General features: G+C 67.6%; 19 protein-coding genes, 2 tRNA genes, 1 pseudogene and 1 riboswitch. Of the genes and pseudogenes, 11 read left to right on the top strand and 11 right to left on the bottom strand.

The window, feature by feature from the left end:
* Positions 1 to 7 precede the first annotated feature (7 nt).
* Positions 8 to 808: a cobalt-precorrin-6A reductase gene (locus tag G315_RS0109335; RefSeq protein WP_026338861.1), complete on the bottom strand. Its 801-nt coding sequence runs from the start codon at positions 806 to 808 to the stop codon at positions 8 to 10.
* Positions 809 to 812: 4 nt separating this feature from the next.
* On the opposite strand from G315_RS0109335, the gene G315_RS0109340 reads away from it, so the two are divergent.
* From G315_RS0109340 to cobM, 3 genes are read left to right on the top strand one after another with little or no spacing between them, the layout of a single operon-like run.
* Positions 813 to 2,048, top strand: a complete 1,236-nt coding sequence (locus G315_RS0109340; protein ID WP_026338862.1) for a bifunctional cobalt-precorrin-7 (C(5))-methyltransferase/cobalt-precorrin-6B (C(15))-methyltransferase — start codon at positions 813 to 815, stop codon at positions 2,046 to 2,048.
* Positions 2,045 to 2,488: a cobalamin biosynthesis protein gene (locus G315_RS0109345; RefSeq protein ID WP_019612389.1), complete on the top strand. Its 444-nt coding sequence runs from the start codon at positions 2,045 to 2,047 to the stop codon at positions 2,486 to 2,488. Before G315_RS0109340 ends, G315_RS0109345 begins: the two co-directional genes overlap by 4 nt.
* Positions 2,485 to 3,249 carry a precorrin-4 C(11)-methyltransferase gene (gene cobM / locus G315_RS0109350; RefSeq protein ID WP_018938719.1) on the top strand — a complete coding sequence of 255 codons (765 nt, stop codon included), beginning with the start codon at positions 2,485 to 2,487 and terminating at the stop codon, positions 3,247 to 3,249. Before G315_RS0109345 ends, cobM begins: the two co-directional genes overlap by 4 nt.
* Before the next feature lie 191 nt (positions 3,250 to 3,440).
* On the opposite strand, the gene G315_RS0109355 is transcribed toward cobM, so the two are convergent.
* Both G315_RS0109355 and G315_RS0109360 read right to left on the bottom strand, forming a co-directional pair.
* Positions 3,441 to 4,004: a cytochrome c gene (locus G315_RS0109355; protein WP_019612390.1), complete on the bottom strand. Its 564-nt coding sequence runs from the start codon at positions 4,002 to 4,004 to the stop codon at positions 3,441 to 3,443.
* A 20-nt stretch (positions 4,005 to 4,024) separates the two neighbouring features.
* Entirely contained in the window at positions 4,025 to 5,140 is a 1,116-nt protein-coding gene (locus G315_RS0109360) for a porin (RefSeq protein WP_019612391.1), read from the bottom strand.
* A 128-nt stretch (positions 5,141 to 5,268) separates the two neighbouring features.
* Positions 5,269 to 5,504, bottom strand: a riboswitch (cobalamin riboswitch).
* Between the two features lie 213 nt (positions 5,505 to 5,717).
* On the opposite strand from G315_RS0109360, the gene G315_RS0109365 reads away from it, so the two are divergent.
* A complete protein-coding gene (locus G315_RS0109365; protein WP_019612392.1) occupies positions 5,718 to 6,698 on the top strand; it encodes a cytochrome-c peroxidase in 981 nt (326 codons plus the stop codon).
* Positions 6,699 to 6,762: 64 nt separating this feature from the next.
* Here the strand turns inward: G315_RS0109365 and G315_RS0109370 are convergent, their stop codons facing one another.
* Positions 6,763 to 7,212 (bottom strand): DUF4399 domain-containing protein, encoded by a 450-nt coding sequence (locus G315_RS0109370; protein ID WP_018951232.1) that lies wholly within the window; start codon positions 7,210 to 7,212, stop codon positions 6,763 to 6,765.
* Positions 7,213 to 7,357: 145 nt separating this feature from the next.
* Between G315_RS0109370 and gltX the strand changes: the two genes are divergently transcribed.
* From gltX to G315_RS0109390, 4 genes are all read left to right on the top strand, one after another.
* Positions 7,358 to 8,764 (top strand): glutamate--tRNA ligase, encoded by a 1,407-nt coding sequence (gltX, locus tag G315_RS0109375; protein ID WP_019612393.1) that lies wholly within the window; start codon positions 7,358 to 7,360, stop codon positions 8,762 to 8,764.
* Positions 8,765 to 8,806: 42 nt separating this feature from the next.
* A tRNA-Ala gene (locus G315_RS0109380) sits at positions 8,807 to 8,882 on the top strand.
* 24 nt (positions 8,883 to 8,906) lie between these two features.
* Positions 8,907 to 9,131, top strand: a complete 225-nt coding sequence (locus tag G315_RS0109385) for a hypothetical protein (RefSeq protein ID WP_019568239.1) — start codon at positions 8,907 to 8,909, stop codon at positions 9,129 to 9,131.
* Between the two features lie 31 nt (positions 9,132 to 9,162).
* Positions 9,163 to 9,238: transfer RNA gene (locus G315_RS0109390), tRNA-Glu, on the top strand.
* A gap of 105 nt (positions 9,239 to 9,343) precedes the next feature.
* On the opposite strand, the pseudogene G315_RS13795 reads toward G315_RS0109390, so the two are convergent.
* The 6 genes and pseudogenes from G315_RS13795 to G315_RS0109420 form a co-directional block, all read right to left on the bottom strand.
* Positions 9,344 to 13,224 (bottom strand): annotated as a pseudogene (locus tag G315_RS13795) (AAA family ATPase).
* 153 nt (positions 13,225 to 13,377) lie between these two features.
* Positions 13,378 to 13,869, bottom strand: a complete 492-nt coding sequence (locus G315_RS0109400) for a hypothetical protein (protein WP_018145999.1) — start codon at positions 13,867 to 13,869, stop codon at positions 13,378 to 13,380.
* Between the two features lie 174 nt (positions 13,870 to 14,043).
* Positions 14,044 to 14,307: a hypothetical protein gene (locus G315_RS0109405; protein WP_018145998.1), complete on the bottom strand. Its 264-nt coding sequence runs from the start codon at positions 14,305 to 14,307 to the stop codon at positions 14,044 to 14,046.
* Positions 14,308 to 14,324: 17 nt separating this feature from the next.
* Positions 14,325 to 15,731 (bottom strand): deoxyribodipyrimidine photo-lyase, encoded by a 1,407-nt coding sequence (locus G315_RS0109410; RefSeq protein WP_018145997.1) that lies wholly within the window; start codon positions 15,729 to 15,731, stop codon positions 14,325 to 14,327.
* On the bottom strand, positions 15,731 to 17,278 hold the full coding sequence (locus G315_RS0109415; protein ID WP_019612395.1) for a cryptochrome/photolyase family protein: 1,548 nt from the start codon (positions 17,276 to 17,278) through the stop codon (positions 15,731 to 15,733). Before G315_RS0109415 ends, G315_RS0109410 begins: the two co-directional genes overlap by 1 nt.
* A gap of 45 nt (positions 17,279 to 17,323) precedes the next feature.
* Positions 17,324 to 18,331, bottom strand: a complete 1,008-nt coding sequence (locus G315_RS0109420) for a MerR family transcriptional regulator (protein ID WP_019612396.1) — start codon at positions 18,329 to 18,331, stop codon at positions 17,324 to 17,326.
* A gap of 130 nt (positions 18,332 to 18,461) precedes the next feature.
* Here G315_RS0109420 and G315_RS0109425 point away from each other — a divergent pair, with 130 nt between their 5' ends.
* Positions 18,462 to 20,351, top strand: coding sequence for a thioredoxin domain-containing protein (locus tag G315_RS0109425; protein ID WP_019612397.1), 1,890 nt, complete (start codon positions 18,462 to 18,464; stop codon positions 20,349 to 20,351).
* Positions 20,352 to 20,639: 288 nt separating this feature from the next.
* Positions 20,640 to 21,968 (top strand): DUF3422 family protein, encoded by a 1,329-nt coding sequence (locus G315_RS0109430; RefSeq protein WP_018145993.1) that lies wholly within the window; start codon positions 20,640 to 20,642, stop codon positions 21,966 to 21,968.
* Between the two features lie 33 nt (positions 21,969 to 22,001).
* On the opposite strand, the gene G315_RS0109435 is transcribed toward G315_RS0109430, so the two are convergent.
* Positions 22,002 to 22,811, bottom strand: a complete 810-nt coding sequence (locus tag G315_RS0109435) for an inositol monophosphatase family protein (protein WP_018145992.1) — start codon at positions 22,809 to 22,811, stop codon at positions 22,002 to 22,004.
* 160 nt (positions 22,812 to 22,971) lie between these two features.
* Between G315_RS0109435 and G315_RS0109440 the strand changes: the two genes are divergently transcribed.
* Positions 22,972 to 23,709 carry an RNA methyltransferase gene (locus G315_RS0109440; RefSeq protein ID WP_018145991.1) on the top strand — a complete coding sequence of 246 codons (738 nt, stop codon included), beginning with the start codon at positions 22,972 to 22,974 and terminating at the stop codon, positions 23,707 to 23,709.
* The last annotated feature ends 22 nt before the right edge of the window (positions 23,710 to 23,731 follow it).

The raw sequence follows: 23,731 nt of genomic DNA on the forward strand, positions 1-23,731 counted from the left end.
AGCCGCGTTAGCCGTGTGCGTCCGGGAGATCCTCCAGCCAGTCGAGTACCGCCTGCGGGGCGTGGAATCGTGGCACCCCGGGGGCGTCCGGCGGGCGTTCGACCATCACGACCGGGATACCCCGTTCGCGAGCCGCCTGCAGCTTGGCGGCCGTGGCATCGCCGCCGCTGTCCTTGGTCACCAGAACGTCAATCGCGTGTTCCCGCAAGAGGCGCGCCTCGTCCTCGGCCGTGAACGGGCCCCGGGCGTGGATCCAGGTGACCCGCGGCAGCGCCGGCGGCGGTTCGGGCGGGTCGATGGTGCGGATCACGTAGTCCAGCTCGGGCGCGGCCTCGAAGGCCTCCAGGTGCTGGCGGCCGGTGGTCAGCAGCACGCGTCGGCCGATATCCGGAAGGGCGCGGGCGGCGGCCGCGAGGTCGGGCACGCGGATCCAGCGGTCCTCCGGCCCGGCCTCCCACGACGGCCGGGTCAGTCGGGCCAGCGGGATGCCGGTGTTGCGTGCGGCCGTGACGGCGTTGGCCGAGATCTGCCGCGCGAACGGGTGGGTCGCGTCCACCAGTGCGTCAATCGCGTGTGCGTGCAGCCAGGCGGCCAGGCCGTCGGCGCCGCCGAACCCGCCGGTGCGCCGAGGCAGCCGCGACGGCCCCGGTTTTCGGGTGCGCCCGGCCAGCGAGACGGTGGCCTGCAGCCGCGGGTGCGCATCCAGCAGCGGCTCCAGCGCTGCGGCCTCGGTGGTGCCGCCCAGCAGCAGAACGTGCCGGGGGCGAGCTGCCCTGGGGCTGGAGTCAGGAGATGAACGGGAGCTCATGAGGATGACCAGTCTAGCCACGAACAGCGAACGAACGCCATGGCTGAACATTGTCGGTGTGGGCGCGGACGGCCTGTCCGGACTGGCAACGGAGGCCCGTGAGGCCGTTGCGCAGGCGACCACGGTGATCGGCGGGGCCCGGCATCTGGAGATGCTGCCGCCGCAGCCGGGGCAGGAACGTCTGCTGTGGCCCTCGCCGCTGGAGACTGCTTTCGACTGGATCGAGGCGCGAGCGGGGAAGCCGCTGTGCGTGCTCGCCAGCGGCGATCCGTTTTGGTTCGGGGTTGGCACGACATTGCTGCGGCGTTTCCCGGTGGAAGCCACCCGCGTGTTTCCGGTGCCATCGGCGTTCAGCCTGGCCGCCGCGCGCATGGGCTGGCCGCTACAGGAGACCCGCTGCCTGTCGGTCCACGGCCGGCCCATGGAGGCGCTGCGCCCGTGGCTGCACGACGGCGCGCGGCTGCTGATCCTCAGCCGCGACGGTGAGACGCCTGGCGAGTTGGCCCAGTGGCTCGATGAATTGGGTTTCGGGGCCTCGACCCTGACCGTTCTGGAACAACTGGACGGGGCCTCGGAGCGCGTAGAGGCCGCCACGGTGGCGGAATGGAGGACATGTGGGGTGGATCCGCTGAACACGATCGCCCTGGAATGCCGTGCGTCCTCGACGGCCTCCGTGATCGCGGCGAGCGCCGGCCGGCCGGAGGATCAATTCGAGCAGGACGGGCAGATTACCAAGCGCGAGGTGCGTGCGGTAACGCTGGCCCTGCTGGCGCCCGGGCGTGGCGAGTGCCTGTGGGACATTGGCGCCGGGTCGGGGTCTGTCGGTATCGAGTGGATGCTGGCGGATCCAGCGAACCGCGCCGTGGCCATCGAGCCGCGTGCGGAGCGGCTGGAGCGGGTCCGGCGCAATGCGCGTGCCCTAGGGGTCCCGGCCCTGCAATGTATCTCCGGGCGCGCGCCGGAGGCGCTGGATGACCTGTCTGCCCCCGACGCGATCTTCATCGGGGGTGGGCTGACGACGCCCGGGCTGGTGGAACACTGCGTGGAGAGCCTGCGCCCGGGGGGGCGCCTGGTCGCCAACAGCGTGACGGTGGAAGGCGATGCGGTGCTGGCGGCGACGCGCGAGCGCCATGGTGGCGAGCTGACACGGATCAATGTGAGTCGCTCGGAACCGCTGGGCGCGATGTCGGGCTGGAAACCGCTGCGGCCGGTGACCCTGTGGTCCCTGCACCGGAGTTGAACCAGGCGGGATCCTGGGTCGTGCCAGGCGTCGGCTTTGCCTCTGCCTGTACGACGCGGGAGCTGGAGGGTCTGATTCGTGCGGTTCTGGCCGAGGCCCGCGCCATGCCGGGAGCGGAGCGTGCCGGGGTGATCGGGGCCCGGCAGCTGGCGGCGCCGGCGCACAAGAGCGACAGCGCCATGCTGGCGACGGTGGCGCGCGAGCTGGAACTGGAACTCGTATTTCTGTCCGCGGCCGCGCTGGCGGACTGCGACGGCGTAGTGCTTACGGAGTCGCGGCGGGCACGTGCAACCGCCGATGTCGGGTCGGTGGCCGAGGCGGCGGCGCTGGCGGCAGCCGGCGCAGGCGCGCGTTTGCTGTTGCCGCGTCGTCTGTCAGCGCGGGCCAGCTGTGCGGTGGCCTGGGTCGATGCCCATCACGTATCCAAGGAGTCATCATGACGGTTCATTTTGTCGGAGCGGGGCCGGGTGCCGCGGATCTGCTGACCCTGCGCGGGCGCGATCGCATTGCGGCCTGTCCGGTATGCCTGTACGCGGGTTCACTGGTACCCGAGGCCGTGCTGGAGCATGCGCCGGAGGGGGCGCGTGTGATCAACACCGCGCCGTTGACGCTGGACGCGATCATGGACGAGATCCAGCGCGCGCATGCGGCCGGTGAGGATGTCGCACGACTGCATTCCGGCGATCTGTCGGTGTACAGCGCGCTGGGCGAACAGATCCGCCGCCTGGAGGCGGCCGGGATCGACTACACCATCACCCCGGGCGTGCCGGCGTTTTCCGCGGCCGCGGCGACCCTGGGGCGCGAACTGACCGTGCCGGAGGTGGCACAGTCGGTGGTGCTGACGCGTACGCCGGGACGGGCCTCGTCGATGCCGGAGCGCGAACGGCTGGAGGCTTTCGCCGCGACCGGGGCGACCCTTGCGATCCACCTGTCGCTGCACAATATCGAGACCGTGGTCGAGGACCTGCGTCCGCACTACGGCTGCGACTGTCCGGTGGCGATCGTCTTCCGCGCCAGCTGGCCGGACGAGACCGTGGTGCGCGGTTCGCTGGGCAATATCGTGGAACGGGCAGAGGCCCTGACCACGCGGCGTTCGGCGCTGATCCTGGTGGGGCCGGCGCTGGATCCGGGCGATTTCCGCGACAGTGCGCTGTACGACCCGGCGCACGTGCGCCGTTATCGGGGCATGGACGGGGACTAAGCGTCGCGTCTTCGATCTTCCGCAGGCAGGGACGATCCCGGTGAGCGTTGTGGAGCCCCCGGTGTTCGCCTGCAAGCAGGCTCCTACAGGTTCCCGGCGATGTGGGAGCCTGCTTGCAGGCGAAGGTGGTTGCTTCCTGGTCAGGATTACGGAAAGGGGCCGCCCAGGCGGCCCCTTGGTTCCTACCCGGTTCAGCGGCGGCGGTAGTTGTCGTGACAGGCCAGGCAATGGTGGCGCACGCCGTTCAGGGCCTCGGTGGCGCGAAGCTGGAAGTCTTCGTTCCCTAGGTCCTCGGCCGACTCCACCTTGCGCTGTAGTTGTTGGGCGGCCTCGCGGTAGGCGGCCTTGTACTCGGCGAAGTCCGGGTCTTCCCAGGCCGCGGGCAGGGCACCGGGTTCGCCGTGCCGCGCGGGTGTCTCGCGTGCGAACCAGGTTTCGATGTCGTCGGCGCGGCGCGCCAGTTCCTCGGCCAGATCGGGCAGACGTCCGGCGAATGGTGCGCCATAACGCAGGATCTGCTCGATGCTGCGGTAGGTGGCGGATGTGCCCTGCATGCTCTGCTGACGGAATCGCTGGAAGGCCTCGGGGGCGTCTACATCGGCCGGATCGTCCAGGGTCTCGTGATACTTGCCCCAGGGGCCCGGCATTGGGATCGTTACCTCTCCGGCGATCAGGGTTCCTGCGGCAGTCAGTAACAGGACTGTCGCGAAGAAGGTCGTCAGCGAGTGACGGATGATGGATTGTGTCCATTTCATGTCGATTCTCCCTGTGCGAGTCAGAAGCGGAACTGGTGCTGCAGATGCAGCTCCCAGTTCGAGGTGTCGTTGTCGCGGTCCAGCCACATGAGCTGGGTCTTCTGCCGCTGGCCACGGTGGTACCAGTTGAGGCCGGCGCCCCACTCGCGCTGCCAGCGCTCGTCGCTTTCCAGGTCGTCGTCGGCATCGTGACGCAATACCGCGTGGCGGGCAGCGAGCTCAAGCCCCGCCACCGGCAGCGACTGCGCCAGTTCCAGTTCGGCACCCAGGTCGTGGTAGCTCGTGGTCCGGTCGGGGGAAACATTGCGGCGGAAGGCCGCCAGCGAGAGAGACGTGTGGCCGAACTTGACCACCGCGTCGGCGGTGGCGGTGACCCAGTCGGCGCGCTGGTGCTCCACCGTGCCTTCCAGTCCGCGGCTCCAGTCACGCAGGTGATTGCGGCTGGCGGCCTGCACGCCGGCGCCCAGGGCGACCGTGTGTTCCACGGCCTGGCCCACGGTGGTGTTGTCGCGCGGAACCGCCCCTACCGGGGCCCAGGCGCTGCGGGCGCTGAGCAGATGCCCGGAGGTGGATGGGCGCTCGTCGCGCTGGTCGAGGCGCCCCCGGCCGTCAAACACGCCGAGGGCCCAGGCGCGGTCGTCGGCCGCGCCACCCAGGAGGGCGACGCCGGTGTCGCGTCCGGCCGGGACCTCGAACTGGTTGCCGGCGATGCTCAGCTCGGTGAACAGGCGATTGGGCCCGCCGATATCCCGTGGCAGCCCGAAGGGCACGGTGAACTGACCGGCCCGCAGACTCAGCGATTCGCCCAGCGCGTACTGCAGCCAGACGTCGCGCATGGACAGCTCGCCGCTGCTGAAATCCGGCTGCAGACGGAAGCTCAGATCGGGGTGGAACAGGGTCCCGGAGCTGTCCAGCCAGGCGCGGCGGAAGTCGAACTCGCTGCGGGAGCCGTCCGGGTCTCGGTTGTAGCTGTAGCGGCCCTGAACTAGCGGATCCAGGGTGACCTGCAGGCCGTCTTCCGCGTCGCTGAAGTCGAAGCCGGCCTGTGCCGGCGCGAGACTCGTGGCCGTCATCAGACAAAACGTGGCAAGGGCCGGGACGGCATGTCGCCCCGGTCGGACATGGGTGTTTTCCATTGTTGTGGTGCTCCCCTGGACGAGCGACCCCGCACGCCGTGGATGAAACGACGCCGGACGCTGGACAGGGAGCAGGGTAGGGCCGGTCGTTGAGCACACCGGTCCTGGCCCGCTCGGCCGCCCACCGCGGCGTCGGGTGTTCTCCAGGCCGGTCTCCGGACTCGCAGAGTGGATGCGTGATGCATCCAGGGCGGGTCGCCTTCCCGCGGGCATCTCGGGGATGCGCCGCAGTGGCATTGGATCCGCCCTGACTCTGCCTACCGTTGCGGGGGCAGTGCCGGACTTGCGAACGCGTGTTCGCGCACCGGCTTCCCGATTATCCCCGGCCGGTTCTGGCCGGGGCACCTGAAGGCAAGGCGGACCCTACGGCGCCTTCGTTTGAGGGTCAAGGGCGCGTTGAGTCGGGATGGCAGCGGTATCCGTTGATCTGGATCAACGGAATACCCGTTTTTGATCGCGTCCGGTTTCCCGCGTGGGTAGGGTGGGTTTCAGACGATCTGGACCGAGTCTAGATCGGTTCGAGCCGACACCCATTCCCCAAGGGAGACCTGCCATGAAGACACTTTCCGGATTTCGAATGACGGCGCTCGCGGCGTGCGCGGCCGTCGCCATGGGGGCCTCGGCCCCGGTGCTGGCGGATACCGACTATTCCGAGTACCGCGACGTGTTCGAGCCGTTGCCGGCGCTGCCGCCGATCCCGGCGGACAACTCGATGACGAAGGAGAAGATCGAACTGGGCAAGATGCTGTTCTTCGAGCCGCGCATCTCCAGCTCCGGCGTGATCTCCTGCGCGACCTGCCACAACCCGGCGCTGGGCTGGGCGGACCGTATCCCGCGCGCGGTGGGGCATGATGGCCAGGTCGGCGAGCGCAACACCCCGACGGTATTGAACTCCGGCTTTTTCACGGCCCAGTTCTGGGATGGCCGCGAGGACGACCTGGAAGGCCAGGCGCTGGGTCCGATCCAGGCCGCGATCGAGATGGCGATGCCATTGGAGGACGCAATCGAGCGTCTGGAAGAGTTCAACGAGTACCAGGAGAAGTTCCAGGCCGCCTATCCGGACTATGACGGTGACAACGTGATCAATGCCGATCACGTGGCCCATGCGCTGGCCACCTTCCAGCGCACGCTGAATACCCCGAACTCGCCGCTGGACCGCTGGCTGGTTGGGGACGAGGGCGCGATGAGTGAGCAGCAGATGCGCGGCATGAAGCTGTTCGCGGATAACGGGTGCGTCGCCTGCCACCGTGGCCCGGCACTGACCGACAGCCACTTCCATCGCATCCAGGTGCCGGGCTCGGAAGACGAGGGCCGTTACCTGGTGACCGGGGAGGAGAGTGATCGCTTTGCCTTCAAGACCCCGACCCTGCGCAACGTGGCGCTGACCTACCCCTATATGAACAACGGCGAGACCGCCACGCTGGACGAGGCGATCCGCATCATGGGGCAGGAGATGCTGGGCATGGAGTTCAGCGACGATGAAGTCGCGGACCTGGAGGCCTTCATGCACGCGCTGACCGGTGACATGCCGCAGTTCGAGATCCCGTCACTGCCGTAAGCGACCGGTTGCCACTGGCGATGACAAGCCCCCTCCGGGTCCGGAGGGGGCTTTTTTGTGTCGCCTATTCGACGGTGATGGTGATCTTGTCGGAGGTCACTGGCGGGTCGAAGCTGAGGTGGCGGTAGTCCATGAAGAGCAATTGCAGGGTGTGGGTGCCTGGTTCCAGTTCGATTTCGCCTTCCGTCTGACCGCCTCCGAAGTGGCGCTTGTGGTCGGAGAAGGGGAGCGAGGCATCCAGGTCGACCTCGTCCAGCGGCTGGTTCACCAACAGGTGGTGATGCCCGGTGTTGTCGGCCTCGACGCCGGCCGGGGCCACGCCCATGCCGCGCAGGCCCATCTGGATCCGCACGGGACTCTCGACGGTGTCGCCATCCTGCGGGCTGATGAAATATACCTTGGCTTCATCGGCGGCCGAAACGCGCTCCATGCTGGTGGCGCTGCCAGCGGCCAGGGCGAATCCCCCGGTGACCAGAGCGATGGTTGCAAGTTGGGTGAGCGAAACCGGTTTCATTAGGACTCCTTTGGGCGGCGCAGGCCCCTGTGGTTGCCTGTCTTGAGTATAGCCAACCGAAACCGGGCTGCAGGGTCATCGGGGAGTATCGTTCTGCTACCCTAGTTCCCCCTATTCTTGCTACCCCTGATCGAGTGTCCTGCGCATGAGTTTCCGTACCCGCTTTGCTCCCAGTCCCACCGGCTATCTCCACATCGGTGGTGCCCGTACCGCGCTCTTCTCCTGGCTGTATGCCCGCCACCATGGCGGCGATTTCGTGCTCCGCATTGAGGACACCGATCTCGAGCGCAGCACTGCGGAGTCGGTGAACGCGATCCTGGAAGGCATGAACTGGCTGGGTCTGACCTACGATCAGGGCCCGTTCTATCAGACCGAACGGTTCGACCGGTATCGCGAAGTGATCGAGCAGCTGATGGCCGCTGGCCACGCCTACCGCTGCTACTGCTCGAGGGAAGAGCTGGACGCGATGCGCGAGGAGCAGAAGGCGCGCAAGGAGAAGCCGCGCTACGACGGTCGCTGCCGCGCCCGTACCGAGCCGCGCGAGGGCGTGGAGCCGGTCATCCGCTTTCGCACGCCGGACGAGGGCGTGACAGTTGTTGACGACATGGTGCGCGGGAAGGTCGCGTTCCAGAATCACGAGCTGGATGACCTCATCATCGCCCGCTCGGATGGCTCGCCGACCTACAACCTGACGGTAGTGGTCGACGACATGGACATGGGCATCACCCACGTGGTGCGCGGCGACGATCACCTGAACAACACGCCGCGCCAGATCAACATCCTCAAGGCGCTGGGGGTGGAGCCGCCGCGCTATGGCCACCTGCCGATGATCATGGGGCCCGACGGCGCCAAGCTGTCCAAACGCCACGGCGCGGTGTCGGTCATGCAGTACCGCGACGAGGGCTACCTGCCGGAGGCCCTGCTCAACTATCTGGTGCGCCTGGGCTGGGCGCATGGCGACCAGGAGATCTTCGGACTGGACGAACTGGTTCGCCTGTTCGATATCAAGGACGTGAACCAATCCGCCTCCGCCATCAACCCGGACAAGCTCCTGTGGCTGAACCAGCACTACATCAAGACGCTGGACCCGGACCACGTCGCGCTGGAACTGGGCTGGCACCTGGGGCAGCTGGGGATCGATCCCTCCGAAGGGCCGGAACTGCGCGATGTGGTCATCGCGCAGCGCGAACGGGCGCGTACCCTGCGCGAGATGGCCGAGAACAGCGTGTATTTCTATCGCGAGTTCGAGGACTACGACGAGAAGGCGGCGCGCAAGCAGCTGACCGCCGAGGCGCAGCCCGTGCTGCAAACCCTGCACGATGGCTTCAGCGCTCTCGGGGCGTGGGAGAAGGAGGCGCTGCACGAGGTGGTGGTGCACACCGGCGAGCGTCTGGAGCTCAAGCTCGGCAAGGTGGCGCAGCCCCTGCGTGTCGCCCTTACCGGCGGTACGGTGTCTCCACCCATCGATGACACGTTGGTGCTCATTGGTCGCGAGCGCGTTCTGGCCCGTATCGACCGTGCGTTGCAGAAAATTTCCGCCGCAGCGGGTTGACACATTTGGGGGTGCTGGCTACAGTACGCGCTCGCCTGACACGGGGCCATAGCTCAGCTGGGAGAGCGCCTGCATGGCATGCAGGAGGTCGGCGGTTCGATCCCGCCTGGCTCCACCACTCAGGGGTACTGCGAGTTCATTAATGCATCGTTTTGGAGTCATATCGCTCTACGTTGGATTGGTGCTGGCAGTGATCGGATTGATCGGCGGATTCGGGCTGATGCTCACCGGGGAACAGACCTGGTCGAAGCCCCTCATCGCGCTGGTGCCGGTCGGGTTTTTGCTGGTGTTCAACGGTCTGGTGACGACGCTTCTGCATCGCGCACCAGGTAGCGAGGAAGACCGGCCCAAGGGCCCACCCGAGTAAGACGGAAGTAAGAAGAAGACGTTGCCTCTACGTCCCCATCGTCTAGAGGCCTAGGACACCGCCCTTTCACGGCGGCGACCGGGGTTCGAATCCCCGTGGGGACGCCATATCCCGAAAAGGCCCGAACCGCAAGGTTCGGGCCTTTTCTTTTGTGGTGTTGGGATCACACCGGTAGCGCCTTGGCCGCCGGGCGCTTGTCCCGGCGGATGATGTCAGGCGAGGCGGGGATCGCGCTGGCGGGGTTCGTCGGGGTGCGGGCGCGGGATGATGCAGTGGTTGATGCGCAAGAGTTCGCGTTCGGCCCAGGATTGCACCTGGGGCTCGCTGGCGAATCGGGCGTAATCGAGCAGGGCCTGGCGTTCGATGTTGGGGTTGCCCTGTTCGTGGGCGATGCGGCGCGCGCTTTCTAGTTCCTGCCAGCCGTTGTCGTCTTTCCCGTCGCTGTTGGCGAGCAGGGCGACGGCGCGCAGCCGGCGGATGGCCGGTTCGAAGGCGAGGTCGCCTCGCTTGCGGCAGCCTGCCAGCGCCTCGTCGGCCATCGCCAGGCGCTGTTCGGGCGCGATGTCGCTGGCTTCCAGGGCGTCCAGCAGGATGAGCTGGAAGATGGTGTTGACGCCATCCATGATGTGGCGCATCGCCTCGACCTGCTGTTCGATGGCCTGGTAGGCATCGGCTTGGCCCTGCCGGGCCAGGGCCCAACTCTCGAGGGTGATGCCGGCGGTGCGCCACAGTGGAGTGGGTAGTCGTACTCGCGGGCGATGGAGAGCGCGTGGCGCGCTGCGGGCAGCGCGGATTCCGGATCGCTGGAGTAGAAACCGAGTACCGAGCGGAAGGCATGCACGAAGGCCTCGGTAGGCCGATGGCCGAGTTGGTCTGCCTGTTGGCACGCGGCATCCATTTCGGTCCAGGCGCGCGCGTGATTTCCCAGATGGAGCAACGTCCAGGCCATGAAGCCCCGGGCGCTGATGGCCGGGTTTTCAGTATGGCGCGCCACCAGGGTTGCGTGGTCGGCGTCGCGATAGAGCTTGACCGCCCGCGTCTGGTGTTCCAGCGCCTCGCCGAAGCGGCCGGTCCAGAAGTGGGTGTTGCCCTGGACATAATGGGCCGCGATCCGCAGCAGGCGGTCGCCGGAGCGCTCGGCCAGTTGCTCCATCTCCGCGGCGAGGCGATGGGCCTCCTGGAATCCATGCCAGGAGCCGGCGCCGTGCCACAGGCCCCAGAGGACGCGGAAGTACTGCACCGGGTCCTGTTCCGGGGCGGTCAGGCGCATGGCGCGTTCGAAGATGTCGTTGACCGTGCGCGAACCGTAGCCCAGCAGGGCCAGGTTGGAGGCCCCCAGGCCGCCCAGGGCGCGCAGGGTGTCATGTTCGTGGGTCGCCGGATCGCCGCTCGCGTGGGCCTCTGGGTGGCGCTCCAGGCAGTCCAGCGCGTCCTCGAAGTAGTGCGAGGCCTCGGGCAGGATGCCGCGGGCGAAGGCGGCTTCGCCGGCCTGCAGCCAGGCGTTTACGGCTTCCGGATAGCGATCGGCGTGGTAAAGGTGGTTGGCGATGCGGCCCCAGTCGGCGGTCTGCATCCCATGCTCGCCGTCTTCCTGCATCAAGTCGGCCAGCTGGCCGTGCAGACGGGTGCGGTCGCTCAGCAGCATCGATTCGTAGGCCGCCTGGCGGAACAGGACGTGGCGGAAGCGATAGCGCACACCATCCACCATGCCGGCGGGTTCGATGAAACCCTTCCCGGTCAGGCGCGTCAGCTGGCGGCGGATGGTATCGGCGGGCTGGCCGCGCAGGCGGCTGAGGATTCGGGTATCGAAGTCGCGCCCGATGACTGCGGCGGAATGCGCCAGTTCGCGGGCACTGCCGAGCTGTTCCAGACGCGCGACCAGAAGATTGGAGAGCCCTGGCGGCAGGGTGTCCGGCAGCTGGCCGGTGCGGGCGGCCTCGAGGGCGTAACGCGTCAGTTCCTCGAGAAACAGGGGGACGCCTTCGCCGCGTTCGATCAGCTGCTCGCGCAGACCGCTCGCCAAGCGTCCGTTGGGGTCCAGGCGGTCCACTAGATCGTGCGCGGCGGCCGCGTCCAGGCCAAGCAGGCGGACGTGCTCAAGGGAAAGGTCGCGCCACGACGAGCGGAAGCTCATGCGCGCCGTCAGGATGGCCATGATCGGTCGGTGATGCAGGCGCTGGTACAGCCGCCGCAGGAATTCCGATGTACCCGAGTCCATCCAGTGCAGGTCGTCGCAGATGAGCAGTGTCGGACCATGGGCCGCCCGTCGGTGGACCAGTTCGACCAGGGTGTCGATAATGCGGTCGCGGTCCAGCCCCTCGTGGGCCAGGCTCTCGGGGCCGTCGGCTTCCGGGTGGGTCAGCCAATGGGCGAGGCGTGGTGCGAGTTCGGGAGATGTGCCCACGGTCTTGAGGGCGCCTTCGAGGCGGCGCTGGCGGGCCTCGCGCAGGCTATCGTGTCCCATCCAGGTGGCGAAGGCCTGGCGTACGGGCGCCAGGAGCTGCCGGGTACGATCCTCGCGGCACTTGAGCAGGTAGCGTGAGCGAGCCTGCCCGCGGACTTGCTGGTCGAGACCCCGGGCAAGCCGGCTCTTGCCCAGCCCGGCCTCACCCTGGACCAGCACGAAGCGGACCTCGCCGCTCTCCAGGACCTGGTCCCAGTGTCCCCGAAGCTGTTGCAGTTCCTGACCCCGCCCGGTCAGGGGCGTCAGGTCGCGCAGGCTCTGTGCATCCACCCGGTCCAGCGGGCCGGGGTCGCCGGTGACGACGTAGGCACCGGTGGCGTCCTCTGCCTCGCGGAAGCTGAAGTACCCCGAGACACGGGCGTAGGTCGGTGCGCTGACGCGCAGGGTCCCGGGATCGGCGTGTTGCGCGCAGTCGTGGACGCGGGCGGTGAGCTGGCCGGTCGGATCGGGCAGCTCAGGGTCGGCACCGGTGACGATCAGGTCGGTATCCACGGCCAGACGCAGCTGACAGTCGGCGGGGGCGGTCTCCAGCGCTTGCCAGGCGGCGTGCACGGCGTCGACCGTGGCCTCTTCGCGACCGGCCGGGTAGCCGAAATAAGCCAGCAGGCCGTGTCCGGGGGAGGGCACCACATGGCCATGATGCCTCAGCAGGACGAAGTCGACGTGTTCCAGGGCGCGGTTCACCTGCTGCTGCTGGATCTCGATGTCGGCTTCCGCGTCGGGCTGGACATGGCAGGCCACGACGGTGACCCGCCGACGTTCGGGGCGCAGGATGGCCGGTTCGGCCTCCTCGGTGTTGACGTGCTGGCTGTTGGCCTCGGCGCGTTCGGCGCCGAGGATTTCCTCGCGCGTGCGCGTCAGGAGCTCGCCGGGCGCCTTGCCGGCCTCGGCCTCGAGATGGGCATAGTGATCGAGCGCGCGCTTCGGATGACCACTGGCTGCAAGGGCCTTCATCAAGAGGTGGTGCAGGGTCTCGTCGTGTGGCTCCATCGCCAGCAGGCGGTGCAGCTCGGCGAGCAGCGGTTCGCCCTCGTTGGGCTTGGCCAGTGCGACGAGGTTGTGGGTGATGAAGACGAGCAGATTTTGCCAGTGATGGTCGCGCTGGGCCTGGGCCCAGGCGGACAGTTCCGGGAGGTCCTGCAGGGCGCGCAGGCCCTCGAGGAAGTGCCCGCGGTAGTCGCAGACGATCGCCAGGTTCGGATGTGCGGCGGTGGCTGCGCGGCTTTCGGCGGTGCGTCGCTCGGCGCGGGCACGCTCGGCAGGTGGGGCGGTCGTCTCGCGGCCCTCGACGGTGCGGCGTTCGGCGCGGGCGCGATGCAGGGTGAGGAAGTCGATGCACGATTCCGGTTGTGGCTGGAAACGCACATAGCGGGGCGTAGTGTCGAGCAGGGGCGGGTCCCCGGCGGGGAGCTGGCGCCGCAGCTGAAACAGTCCCTGACGCAGGTTGACCCGGGCACTGTCGGCGTCCAGATCCGGCCAGAACAGGCGGGCCAGTTCCTCGCGCGGGATGCGCCGGGGGGTCTCGGCGGCCACATAGGTCAGGAGCAGGCCGAGCTTGGTCCCGGAAAGTGCGGGTATGTCACGGTCCTCCACGCGTACACCAACGGTCCCGAAGGTCGTGATTTCCATATGCGCCAAAGAGGCCTCCCCTCGTCTTCTTCGGCAGTCTTTCGCTGCCATTCGTGACCCGGTCAAATGACCCGGTGACCGTGCCTCCGGCGCGATCCCGGGGCCGACCGAATGTCCGCCCGACTCGATTGTAACGGCATTCCGCGGTCGGGGTTAGTCGATGCGTATGGTCGCGTAGCCTTGGTGCTCGTAACCCATGATCGACAGGAACGTATTGCCGACCATGTGGATGCCCGGCAATAGGTCGTCTGGTTCGAGCTCGAAGCGCCGCGTGGCGATGTTGCAGGCTTCCATGTGAATGCCATCCAGCTCCAGCAAGCCCTCCAGGCGCTCATGGATATGGCGCACCGCGGAGACGTCCTCGAGCTCCAGGTGATCGGTGGAGCGGGCGATCAGGCCGGCCGCCCCGCCACGGAAGGCGAAGACCATTTCCGGCTCCAGGCCCTGGCGCTGCATGTCGTCATAGGTCTCGCGGATCACGCTGAGGCGGGCAATCAGGCGTTCCGGTTCGGCAATGGTGATGTCCCAGAGGATGCGTCCGGTGTCCATGCCGGCGATGGCGCGCTGGTCGCCGGGCTTGTCAGCGAGTGCCAGGCCGGGGATCAGCAGGGTGCACACCAGGAAGGAGGCGAGAAGGCGTTGCATGGCGTTCGTCCCTTTTGCGGATGTCCTGTCTCAAGGGTAGCAGGCCAGGGAAACACTGCATGAATGACATGCATCGGTGTTTTCCCCGATTCTGCGATGCAGGGTTCCGGGTGCGAACGTCAGGGGGGTAATGGAAGGCCGGATCGGGAAAGCGGTCCGGCCTTTACATGCCGCTCAGTGGCCGTGGTGGCCCTTGTGCAGGTATTCCACGCCGTCGAGGCTCTGGATCTCGATTTCTCGGACCGGGGTAAAGCGCGAGGCGCCCGGGCCCGTGATTTCCTCGGTGACACGGATGCGGAAGGGGGCCACGCAGTTCAGCAACTGGCCAACAAAGCGCTTGCCGTCGTGGGTCACACGCACGGGAGTGGTCTCGTCGTAGCGGCTGAAGTTGTAGCTGACATTCTTCGGGTAGTACAGATTCTGTTCGGAAAAGGTCATGGTTGGGCCTGTCTGGGTCAGTGGTTTTTTACGGCCTCGAAGGCCTCGAGTGCGGCCTGGCGGCTGGCTTTCAGGTCCACGATCGGGGCCGGATAGCCGCGCGCACCGCCGGCGCCTGGCGCGTGAATATACCGCGTTTCGACATCCTTGAGCACGGGGACGAAGCGGCGCACGAAGGCGCCGTCGGGGTCGTGGCGTTCGCCCTGGGTTTGCGGGTTGAAGACGCGGAAGTAGGGCGCGGCATCGGCACCGCAGCCGCCGGCCCATTGCCAGCCCAGGGTGTTCGCGGCGAGATCGGCGTCCACCAGCGTGTCCCAGAACCAGTGGGCCCCGTGCTGCCAGTGCAGGCGCAGGTTCTTGGTCAGGAAGGATGCGACCACCATGCGCAGGCGGTTGTGCATCCAGCCGGTCTCCCACAACTGCTGCATCGCGGCGTCGATGATCGGAAGCCCGGTCTCGCCGCGCTGCCAGGCCCGCAGGTCGCGATCGGCTTGGCGCCAGGGGAAGGCCTCGAAGCGTGGGTTGAGCGGTTGCTCCGGGGTGTGCGGGAAGTGGTAGAGCACGTGATGGGCGAAGTCGCGCCAGCCGAGTTCGCGCACGAAGGCCTCGGGGCCGCCGTTGTCCGGGTGTAGGCCGGCCTGGCGCAAGGCGCGCAGGATCTGGCGCGGCGAGATCTCGCCGAAGTGCAGATGCGGCGACAGGCGCGAGGTCCCGTCCTGATCCGGGCGGTCGCGGCCCTCGGCGTAGGCGCGCACGGCGTTGTCGAGGAATGCTTCCAGGCGCTCACGGGCCGTGGCCTCGCCCGGGGTCCAGGTGGCGCGCAGGCTGCCGGCCCAGTCGATCGCGGGCAGGAGCCCCAGCTGTTCGGGATTGAGTGAGTCGGGCCAGGCCTCGGGTCGCGGGAGATCGGCGGGTGCGGGCAGCGGGGCGCGGTCGATACCGCGTTGCAGGCAGGCCTTCCAGAACGGGCTGAAGACCTTGTAGGGGGTGCCCTGGCCGGTCGCGACCTCCCAGGGCTCGATCAGCAGGTGGGCATTGAAGCTGTGTACTTCGATGCCGTCGGCGCGCAGCCCGGCCTTGATGTCCGGATCGCGCAGGACGATGGCGGGATCGTACAGCCGGTTCCAGTAGACGGCGGTGGCGCCGGTCTCGCGGACCAGGGCCCGCAGGGTGTCGAGGCTGGGACCGGCACGCAGGGTCAGGCGCGAGCCCTGCGCACGCAGGTCGTGGTCCAGCGCGTTGATGCTGTGGTGCAGCCACCAGTTGGATGCGGCACCTGGCTGCCATGGGGCCTCTTCCTCCGGGGCGTGGATGAACACGGGGATCACCGGGCCGCCGCGTTCGCAGGCGGCCTGCAGCGCGGGCTGGTCGGTCAGGCGCAGGTCGCGGCGCAGCCAGACGAGGGTGGGGCCGGGGCTTTGCATCAGATGCGGTCTCCCTGGGCGAGAGTCTTGCGGAGTTCTCCGGCCCGGTCGCGGATGGCTTGCAGGCGTTCGGGGTCCATCTTTTCGACGTGCTTCCACTGCAGCGCGGTGCGCGGATGCCGGGCGAAGCGGTCGCGGTGGCGGTCGAGGAAGTCCCAGTACAGCGTGGTAAACGGACAGGCCTTGTCGCCCAGGGCCTCGGCCGGGTCGAACGGGCAGTGCGCGCAGTAGTTGCTCATGCGCTGGATGTAGCGCCCGGTGGCCACGTAGGGCTTGGAGGCCATGCGGCCATCGTCTGCGTACTGCGACATGCCAGTCACGTTGGGGAGCTCCACCCATTCCACGGCATCGACGTAGATGCCCAGGTACCAGGCATGGATCGCGGCAGGGCGCACGCCAAGCAGCTGGGCGAACAAGCCGGTGACCATCAGCCGCTGGATGTGGTGGGCGTAGCCCAGTTGCAGGGTCTGGCCGACGGCCTGGTGCAGGCACTGCATGGAGGTCTTGGCGTCCCAGTAGAGGGCGGGGAGCGGCTGGTCGGCCTCCAGGGCATTCCACTCGTGCCAGGCCTCGCCAAAATGGAAGTACAGCCCGCGCACGTATTCGCGCCAGCCGAGAATCTGGCGGATGAAGCCCTCGACCGCGGCCAGCGGGGCATGGCCATCGCGCCAGGCCTGTTCCGCGGCGTCGATCACCGTGCGTGGATGGATCAGGTGCAGGTTGAGGGCGGTGGACAGGCGGGCGTGGTAGAGCCAGGGCTGGTCAGTCCACATCGCGTCCTGATAGGTGCCGAAGGCGGGCAGGCGGTGCTGGATGAAGTCGTCCAGCGCCTGTTGTGCCTGCTGCGCGGTGACGGGCCAGTCGAACTCGTCGGCCTGTCCTGGCAGGTCCGGGAGATGCCGGGCGATGTCGCCCAGGCACTCGCGGGTGAGCGTGTCCGGCGGAAAGGACAGGGGTGGCGGCAGCAGGCCGGGGCCGTCACGCCCGAAATGCCCGCGGTTGTCGGCGTCGAAATTCCATTGTCCACCGGCGGGCTCGTCGCCGTTCATCAGCACGCCCAGGGCTTTTCGCTGCTTGCGGTAGAAATACTCCATGCGCAGCTGCTTGCGGCCCCTGGCCCATTGGTGAAAAGCGTCCAGCGGGACCAGGAAATGCGGATCGTCCAGGACCTCGAGCGGGATCGCCTGGTCGGCGCAGGCGGCCTGCAGCTGGCGCAGCACGCGGTGTTCGCCCGGCTGCAATACGCGCACGTTTTGCGGTTGGAGGTGTTCGAGGTCGGCGCGCAGGGCGTCGTTCAGGGTCTGCTCGGGGCGTTCGCCGAGGTGGCGATAATGGACGGAAAAGCCGTCATCCCGGCGCTCCTTGGCGAAGTGACGCATCGCCGACAGGAACAGCGCGGTCCGCGCGATATGCGACGGGGCATGTCGGGATTCTTCGGCCACCTCGGCCATCCAGAGGTGATCCTGCGTCGGGTCCAGTCCCTGCAGACCCGGGTGGTCCGGGGCCAGCTGGTCGCCGAGCACGACCAGAAGGCTGCGCACGGCCACAGGCGAGGTGGAATCGGGCACGGGGCCGGCGCGGGTGGAGCGAGGTTATTCGGGCAGGTGGCGCGAGAGGCGAGCGGCGGCCTCCAGCGGAGGTCCGGGCAGGACCTCGATCTCGCGACCGTGTTCCATCTGCGACAGCTCGAGGGCGGCCGAGCCGGCGAGATAGCAGGGCGGGCCGGCCTGATTGAGGATCGCCTCCACCCGCGGAAGTTCGGGGCTGCGCATCAGCTGCGAGGAGCCATGGATGATCATTGCCGGCGCGCGCAGGCGACGGATCAGCGTATCAAGGCCCTCGGGACTGGTGGCATCGAACAGGGGCAGGGTCTTCATGCCGCGGCGTGCGCAGGCGAGCTGCAGCAGCATGCCGCCAACCTGCTGGTGGCCGCCGCCCAGCACCAGGCAGGGGTAGGACGGCTCGTCGCAGGCCCGTGTTGCCGAGCGCAACTGATCGGCGAAGGCCGCGGTGGACCAGGCGGCGAAGATGGCCAGGCGAACCTCGCCTTCGGCACTGTGGCGGGATTCCTCGCGCAGGCGGCGATAGACCTCGAGAAAGGCGCTTTCATGTACGCCGTCCCAGCCGTGCCGCATGACCAGCCGGGTGTAGATTCGATCCAGCTCGTCGGCATCCAGGTTGGCCACCGAGGCATACAGAGCCTCGGCGATCGGATCCATGGTGTGGGGGGCGATCCCGGGGCCGGGGCTGGCGCGGCGTTCGCTGGCGGCCTGGGGCCGGGTGCCATCGGCTTCGGGTGATTCGGCCCTGGCGGTGCCGTGTGCGGACTCGTCATTCAGTACGCGATGGACCTGCGAGACCGGGATGCCCTGTTCGAGCAGTTCCATGATCCGTTTGATGCGGGCGATGTCACTCAGGCTGTAGAGCCTGTGACCCTTGGGGGTGCGCATCGGCCGGATCAGCCCGTAGCGGCGCTCCCAGGCTCTCAGGGTGACGTCGTTGATCCCCGTCTCCGCGCACACGTGGCGGATCGGGTACAACCCTTCTTCGTCTTGAAGTTCGATGTGCGTCGCGCTCGCCATGAAATAATTGTACGACATTTGTACATCGCATGTACAAGGGGGGTGATGCACGATGCGATCCGCGTGATTCCGGGAAAGGGAATGAACCTTCCCTGTCGGCGCGTCCCAAAAGGGTAGCAACCTTTCCTAGATGCTGCTGGAGACTCGCATGTATGCAACCGTCGGAAACCGCTGGATCGGGATGTATGTCCCGTTGTTGCTTGTGGCACTGGCTGCACCCGGTGCGGCTCAAGCCAACCCGGAGATGGCCGACAGTGTGTCACCGTATCTGCGTCTGCATGTGGACGACCCGGTTGAGTGGCGCGCCTGGGATCCGGCGTTGCTGGAAAAGGCCAGGGAAGAACAGCGCCCGCTGTTGATCTCCAGTGGCTACTACTCCTGTTTCTACTGTCACGTGATGCAGGAGGAGAGCTTCAAGGACGACGGTATTGCCGAACGGATGAACACGAACTTCATTCCGGTGAAGGTGGATCGCGAGGTCAATGGGGCGCTGGACAGCTATCTGCTCGAGTTCCAGCGTGCAACGGCCGGTAGTGCAGGTTGGCCGCTCAATGTGGTGGTGACCCCCGACGGTCATGCCCTGACGGGTGTGGTGTATGCCCCGCGTGACCAGTTCGCCGAGTTCCTCGATGGCATCACCCAGCGCCTGGAATCGGATTACGACCGGCTGGTGGATCTCGCCCGGCGTGGGAGCGAGGAGCTCACCCAGCAACTGCGCAAGGGAGAGGAACCGCTTTCCGAGGGCCGCGCGGGCCGACTGCCGCAGGTCCTGTGGAGCCGCCTGGAGCGCGAGGCCGACGACCTTCAGGGTGGTTTCGGTAGTTCCACCAAGTTCCCCCATTCGCCCTACCTGCACGCGATGCTGGAGGCCGAGCAGGCCGGCACGGCCCCAGGCTGGGTTGCGGAGTTTCTCGAGATCACCCTGGACGAGATGGCCCACTCCGGTCTGCGTGACGTGCTGGGGGGCGGCTTCTTCCGCTACTCCGAATCACCGGACTGGAACGAGCCTCACTTCGAGGTAATGCTGGAGGATCAGGCACAGCTCGCACTGGTTTATCTGCGTGCCGGTGAATATTTCGGCCGCGAGGACTGGGTTGATCTGGGGCTCGAGAACCTCGATTTCGTCAAGCGGGACATGGCCCTGCGCGAGGACGAGACGGGTGACCAGGCGGAGGCTGCGGAGGGCGGTTTCCGCGGGTTCGCCTCCAGCCTGTCGGCCGTGGACGATCAGGGCCGCGAGGGCGGGGCCTACCTGTGGCCGGAAGAAGATCTGGAAGCGGCACTCGCGGACCACGAGTACCCGGAGTTGGTGCGCGCCTGGTTCGGCATGGAGGGCAGCTCGGTCTTTGATCTTGGCTACCTGCCGCGCAGTGGCGCGGGGATCGAGCAGCTTGCGGAGCGGTTCGACCTGGCAGGGGACGAGGTTCGCGAGCAGGTGGAGTCCGGCCGCGAGGCCCTGATCCAGGCGCGCGAGGCGCGCGGCCTGCCGCGTGACGAGAAGGTGCTGACCGGGGCGCACGGGCTGCTGCTGTCCGCCCTGGCGGAGGCGTCTGCGCACGATGCACGCTTCCTTGACGCGGGCGCGGCGGTTCAAGCCTGGTTGCTGGAGGTCGCCGCCGACCCGGCGGAGCTGCCGGCGCTGATGGGGCTGCCCGCCGAGCAGGCGGGCACCGCTACGCTCAACGATTACGCCTACGTCGCGCGCGGCCTGCGCGACTGGGAAGCGGCAACCGGCGAGGGTGAACATGGCCCGGCCCTGGCACTGCTGGAGGCGGCCTGGGAGCGCTTCCGCGATGGTGACGGCTTCCGTTCGGAGCCGGAGCCGCCGCTGCCGGGGATGATCTCCCAGCGTTTCCACCCGGCGGTGCACCGGCCGTCCCCGACGACCCTGATCTTCCGTCTCAGCGAGGAATGGGCCGAGGGCAGCGAGACGGTGGATGCCGCCTTCGCGGACTACGACCTGCGCCCGGGCCGCGCCATCGATGCCGACCCGGAGCAGCATGCCCGCCTGATCCTTTGGCTGCAGGAACGCGACTAACGGGTGCCGTCTGAATCGGGGTTGTTCGCGTTGCCGCCGCAGGTGGGCGCGAACTACGCTGGGTTCCCCAGGGCCATGCTGGTCGTGCAGGCGGACAGGCTGCGGGCAGCTCGCCCGGCGAGAGGCGTGGTCCGCCCTTCGTGGTGACGGCAATCGAGGTTCGGGCGCTCTAAAGTGAAGTGGATCGGTGCGGCGTCTGGGCCAGCACGCTGTCCTTGCCGTCCATATCCACTTCCGTCAGCGTGGCCTGCCCGGGCTTCTGGAAGCCGTCTTCAGGTTGAATCCGCGATGAAAGAGAGTCCGTCCCTGCCCCCGAGTCACCCCCTGCGGGAGTCGATTCACGACGAAGTCCATGCGCGTTTCTACGAGCCGCTGGACGCCCCTGCGACTGCCTCGTGGCTGGCGCTTTTGTCGCCGCGCGACTCCACCGAGCGCGAACGCGAACTGGTGGCGGAGCTCTGCCGTCGTTTCGGCGTGAACGAGCCGGTCCCGCAGAAGAACTTCGTCGCCTGCGATCTGGGGCCGTTTCGCTTGCGCTGGGAACGCCACAACGAGTTCTCCACCTGGTCATTCTTCGTAACCGGAGAAGCCTTCAGCGACCCGTTCGCCGACCCGGCGATCAACCGCGTGCCGGCAGACTGGCTGAGCAAGCTGCCAGGGAGCACCATCGCCGCGATCCATCTGGCGCTGGAGTCGCGTGACATGCCGGAGCGGTCCTTCGAGCAGCTGGAAGCCGTATTTGCTCCGCACCCCATCGTCGGCAACGGCGTGGCTGGCGGGGATGGCCTGGTATGGACCGATTTTCGGGTCCACGACGACGGTTTCTCCCGCTTCCTGGTGCGCGATGTCGATCTCACCCGGCGTGAGGCCGGACGTATCGCCCAGCGCCTGTTCGAACTGGAGACCTACCGGTTGCTGGCCCTGCTGGCGCTCCCGCTGGTCCGCGAGCTGATGCCGGAACTCGACGAACTCGAGGGCCGGCTGAACGACATTAACGACGAGATGGCGGGGATCACCGAGCAGTTCGCCGCATCGGACCGCGAGCAGCAGTTGCTGGCGGTGCTCTCCGACCTTGCATCCGACGTCGAGCGCCTGAGCAGCTATGCCGGCAGCCGTTTCCACGCATCCCGCGCCTATGCCTCGCTGGTGAGTAGGGGCGCTGAGGAACTGAGAACCAAGCGCATGCCGGGGCTGCAGACCCTGTGCGAATACCTGGGTTGGCGCATGGATCCGGCCATGGGTACCTGCGCGTCGCAGGCGGAGCGGCTGGAGGTGCTGTCCACGCGCATCCACCGCACCGGATCGCTGTTGCGCACCCGGGTGGACGTGGCGCTGGAACGGCAGAACCGCGACCTGCTGAGCTCGATGAACCGGCGCGCCGACCTGCAGTTGCGCCTGCAGCGGACAGTGGAGGGGCTTTCGGTGGTGGTGATCAGCTACTACCTGACCAGCCTGGTGGCCTACCTGTTACGTGGGCTGGACGAGGTCGTTGCGTTGCAGGTACCGGTGAACATGGCCATCGGCGTGGCAGTGCCGGTCGTGGTCGCGGGGGTGTGGTTCTCCCTGCGGTTGATGCGCACGCGCATCGAGCGCAAGGTCAGGCGCGGCGGGGCCTGACACCCGGCGCCCGGGGTGGGCGCGAGGCCTTCATTAGTCGGTGCGGGAGGTGGCTTCCTTTTCGGCCTTGTGCAGGCGCTGGAGCATGGCCTTGAGGACCTTCGGGTTACCCGCGACGACGTCGCCGCGGCGCATCACGTCCGGGTTGCCCTGCCAGTCGCTGACCACGCCGCCGGCTTCCTGTACGAGGAGCAGGCCCGCGGCCATGTCCCAGGGCTGCAGGCCCATCTCCCAGAAGCCGTCGAAGCGCCCGCAGGCGACCCAGGCAAGGTCCAGTGCGGCCGAGCCGGGGCGGCGTATTCCGGCAGTGCCCGGGACCAAGTGGCGCAGGCTGCTCAGGTAGCGCTCCAGGTCCTGGCCCTCGCGGAACGGGATGCCGGTGCCCAACAGCGCGCCGTTCAGGTCCTTGCGTTCGGAGACGCGGATGCGGCGGCTGTTGAGGAAGGCGCCGGCGCCGCGCGTGGCGGTAAACAGCTCTTCCTTCAGCGGGTCGTAGACCACCGCCTGCTCCAGCCGGCCCTTGTGTTTCAGCGCGATGGAGATGCCGTACTGCGGGATCTCGCGCAGGTAGTTGGTGGTGCCGTCCAGCGGATCGATGATCCAGACGAAGTCGGCGTCGCTGCCGCTTTGCTCGCCGCCTTCCTCGGCCATGATCGAGTGGTCGGGGTAGGCGCGGCGCAGGGTGCTCACGATGGCCTGTTCGGCGGACAGGTCGACATCCGAAACCCAGTCGTTACGGGCCTTTTCGCGGGTGTTCATGCGATCCGGCCGGCCCCAGGCGCGGGTGGTGATGCGTCCGGCCTCGCGGGCCGCCGATACCGCCGTGTTCAGCATGGGGTGCATGGGGTGTCTCCTGGAGTTCTTCGGGGTGTCCGGCGGGCGCGCGCACGCGCCGCGGGAAGGCCGCGAACAATACACAAGCCGCTCTTTTTTGGGAAGTCGAGAGCCCCCCTGTGTACAATCCGCGAGCTTTGATGCGGGCATGGCAACGGAGACTCCACGAATGGAAGAACGCCTGAACCGGGTGCGCGTCGTGCTGGTGGGCACGACGCACCCGGGCAACATTGGGTCCGCCGCACGTGCGATGAAGGCCATGGGAGTGACGGATCTGGTGCTGGTGGCGCCGGAGCGGTTTCCCCATGCCGATGCCACGGCGCTGGCGTCCGGGGCGGATGACCTGCTGGCGCGGGCGCGCGTGGTGGATGATGTGGCCGCCGCGGTCTCCGACTGCGTGTGGGTGGTGGGTACCAGTGCTCGGCTGCGCACCCACTCGGTACCGGTGCTGGGCCCGGACGTGGCGGCCGGGCAGGCGCTGGAGAACGCGGTCCAGGGGCCGGTGGCCTTGGTTTTCGGACGTGAACACAGTGGTCTGACCAACACCGAGCTGGATTACTGCAATGCGTTTGTGCAGATCCCGACGGTGCCGGATTTCAGCTCCCTGAACCTGGCCGGCAGCGTGCAGGTAATGACCTACGCGCTCCGCATGGCGGCCCTGACCGGAATGGATCCCGGGCAGGCGAGTGCGCCAGGCGAGGCGCGCGATCCGCTCGCGACCCAGGCCGAGATGGAGGGTTTGTTCCGTCATTTCGAGCAGGCCCTGACGACCATCGAGGTGCTCGACCCGGACAATCCGCGCAATCTGATGCGGCGCTTGCGGCACCTCTATATGCGCGCCGGACTGACCGGCAGCGAGGTGCGCATGCTGCGCGGTATATTGACGCACACGGAAAAGGGCCGCTGAGGGCGCCGGAAACCGGCGTGAT

Source organism: Thioalkalivibrio sp. AKL7, assembly GCF_000381705.1.
Lineage (GTDB): Bacteria > Pseudomonadota > Gammaproteobacteria > Ectothiorhodospirales > Ectothiorhodospiraceae > Thioalkalivibrio > Thioalkalivibrio versutus.

Bases quoted from the DNA above. Each gene is read 5' to 3' on its own strand.
- G315_RS0109365 (WP_019612392.1), top strand. From the start codon at position 5,718: ATGACGGCGCTCGCGGCGTGCGCGGCCGTCGCCATGGGGGCCTCGGCC.
- G315_RS0109420 (WP_019612396.1), bottom strand. From the start codon at position 18,331: ATGTCGTACAATTATTTCATGGCGAGCGCGACGCACATCGAACTTCAA.
- G315_RS0109335 (WP_026338861.1), bottom strand. From the start codon at position 808: ATGAGCTCCCGTTCATCTCCTGACTCCAGCCCCAGGGCAGCTCGCCCC.
- G315_RS0109400 (WP_018145999.1), bottom strand. From the start codon at position 13,869: ATGCAACGCCTTCTCGCCTCCTTCCTGGTGTGCACCCTGCTGATCCCC.
- G315_RS0109410 (WP_018145997.1), bottom strand. From the start codon at position 15,731: ATGCAAAGCCCCGGCCCCACCCTCGTCTGGCTGCGCCGCGACCTGCGC.
- cobM (WP_018938719.1), top strand. From the start codon at position 2,485: ATGACGGTTCATTTTGTCGGAGCGGGGCCGGGTGCCGCGGATCTGCTG.
- G315_RS0109430 (WP_018145993.1), top strand. From the start codon at position 20,640: ATGAAAGAGAGTCCGTCCCTGCCCCCGAGTCACCCCCTGCGGGAGTCG.
- G315_RS0109355 (WP_019612390.1), bottom strand. From the start codon at position 4,004: ATGAAATGGACACAATCCATCATCCGTCACTCGCTGACGACCTTCTTC.
- G315_RS0109385 (WP_019568239.1), top strand. From the start codon at position 8,907: ATGCATCGTTTTGGAGTCATATCGCTCTACGTTGGATTGGTGCTGGCA.
- G315_RS0109370 (WP_018951232.1), bottom strand. From the start codon at position 7,212: ATGAAACCGGTTTCGCTCACCCAACTTGCAACCATCGCTCTGGTCACC.
- G315_RS0109435 (WP_018145992.1), bottom strand. From the start codon at position 22,811: ATGCACCCCATGCTGAACACGGCGGTATCGGCGGCCCGCGAGGCCGGA.
- gltX (WP_019612393.1), top strand. From the start codon at position 7,358: ATGAGTTTCCGTACCCGCTTTGCTCCCAGTCCCACCGGCTATCTCCAC.
- G315_RS0109360 (WP_019612391.1), bottom strand. From the start codon at position 5,140: ATGGAAAACACCCATGTCCGACCGGGGCGACATGCCGTCCCGGCCCTT.
- G315_RS0109440 (WP_018145991.1), top strand. From the start codon at position 22,972: ATGGAAGAACGCCTGAACCGGGTGCGCGTCGTGCTGGTGGGCACGACG.
- G315_RS0109425 (WP_019612397.1), top strand. From the start codon at position 18,462: ATGTATGCAACCGTCGGAAACCGCTGGATCGGGATGTATGTCCCGTTG.
- G315_RS0109340 (WP_026338862.1), top strand. From the start codon at position 813: ATGACCAGTCTAGCCACGAACAGCGAACGAACGCCATGGCTGAACATT.
- G315_RS0109405 (WP_018145998.1), bottom strand. From the start codon at position 14,307: ATGACCTTTTCCGAACAGAATCTGTACTACCCGAAGAATGTCAGCTAC.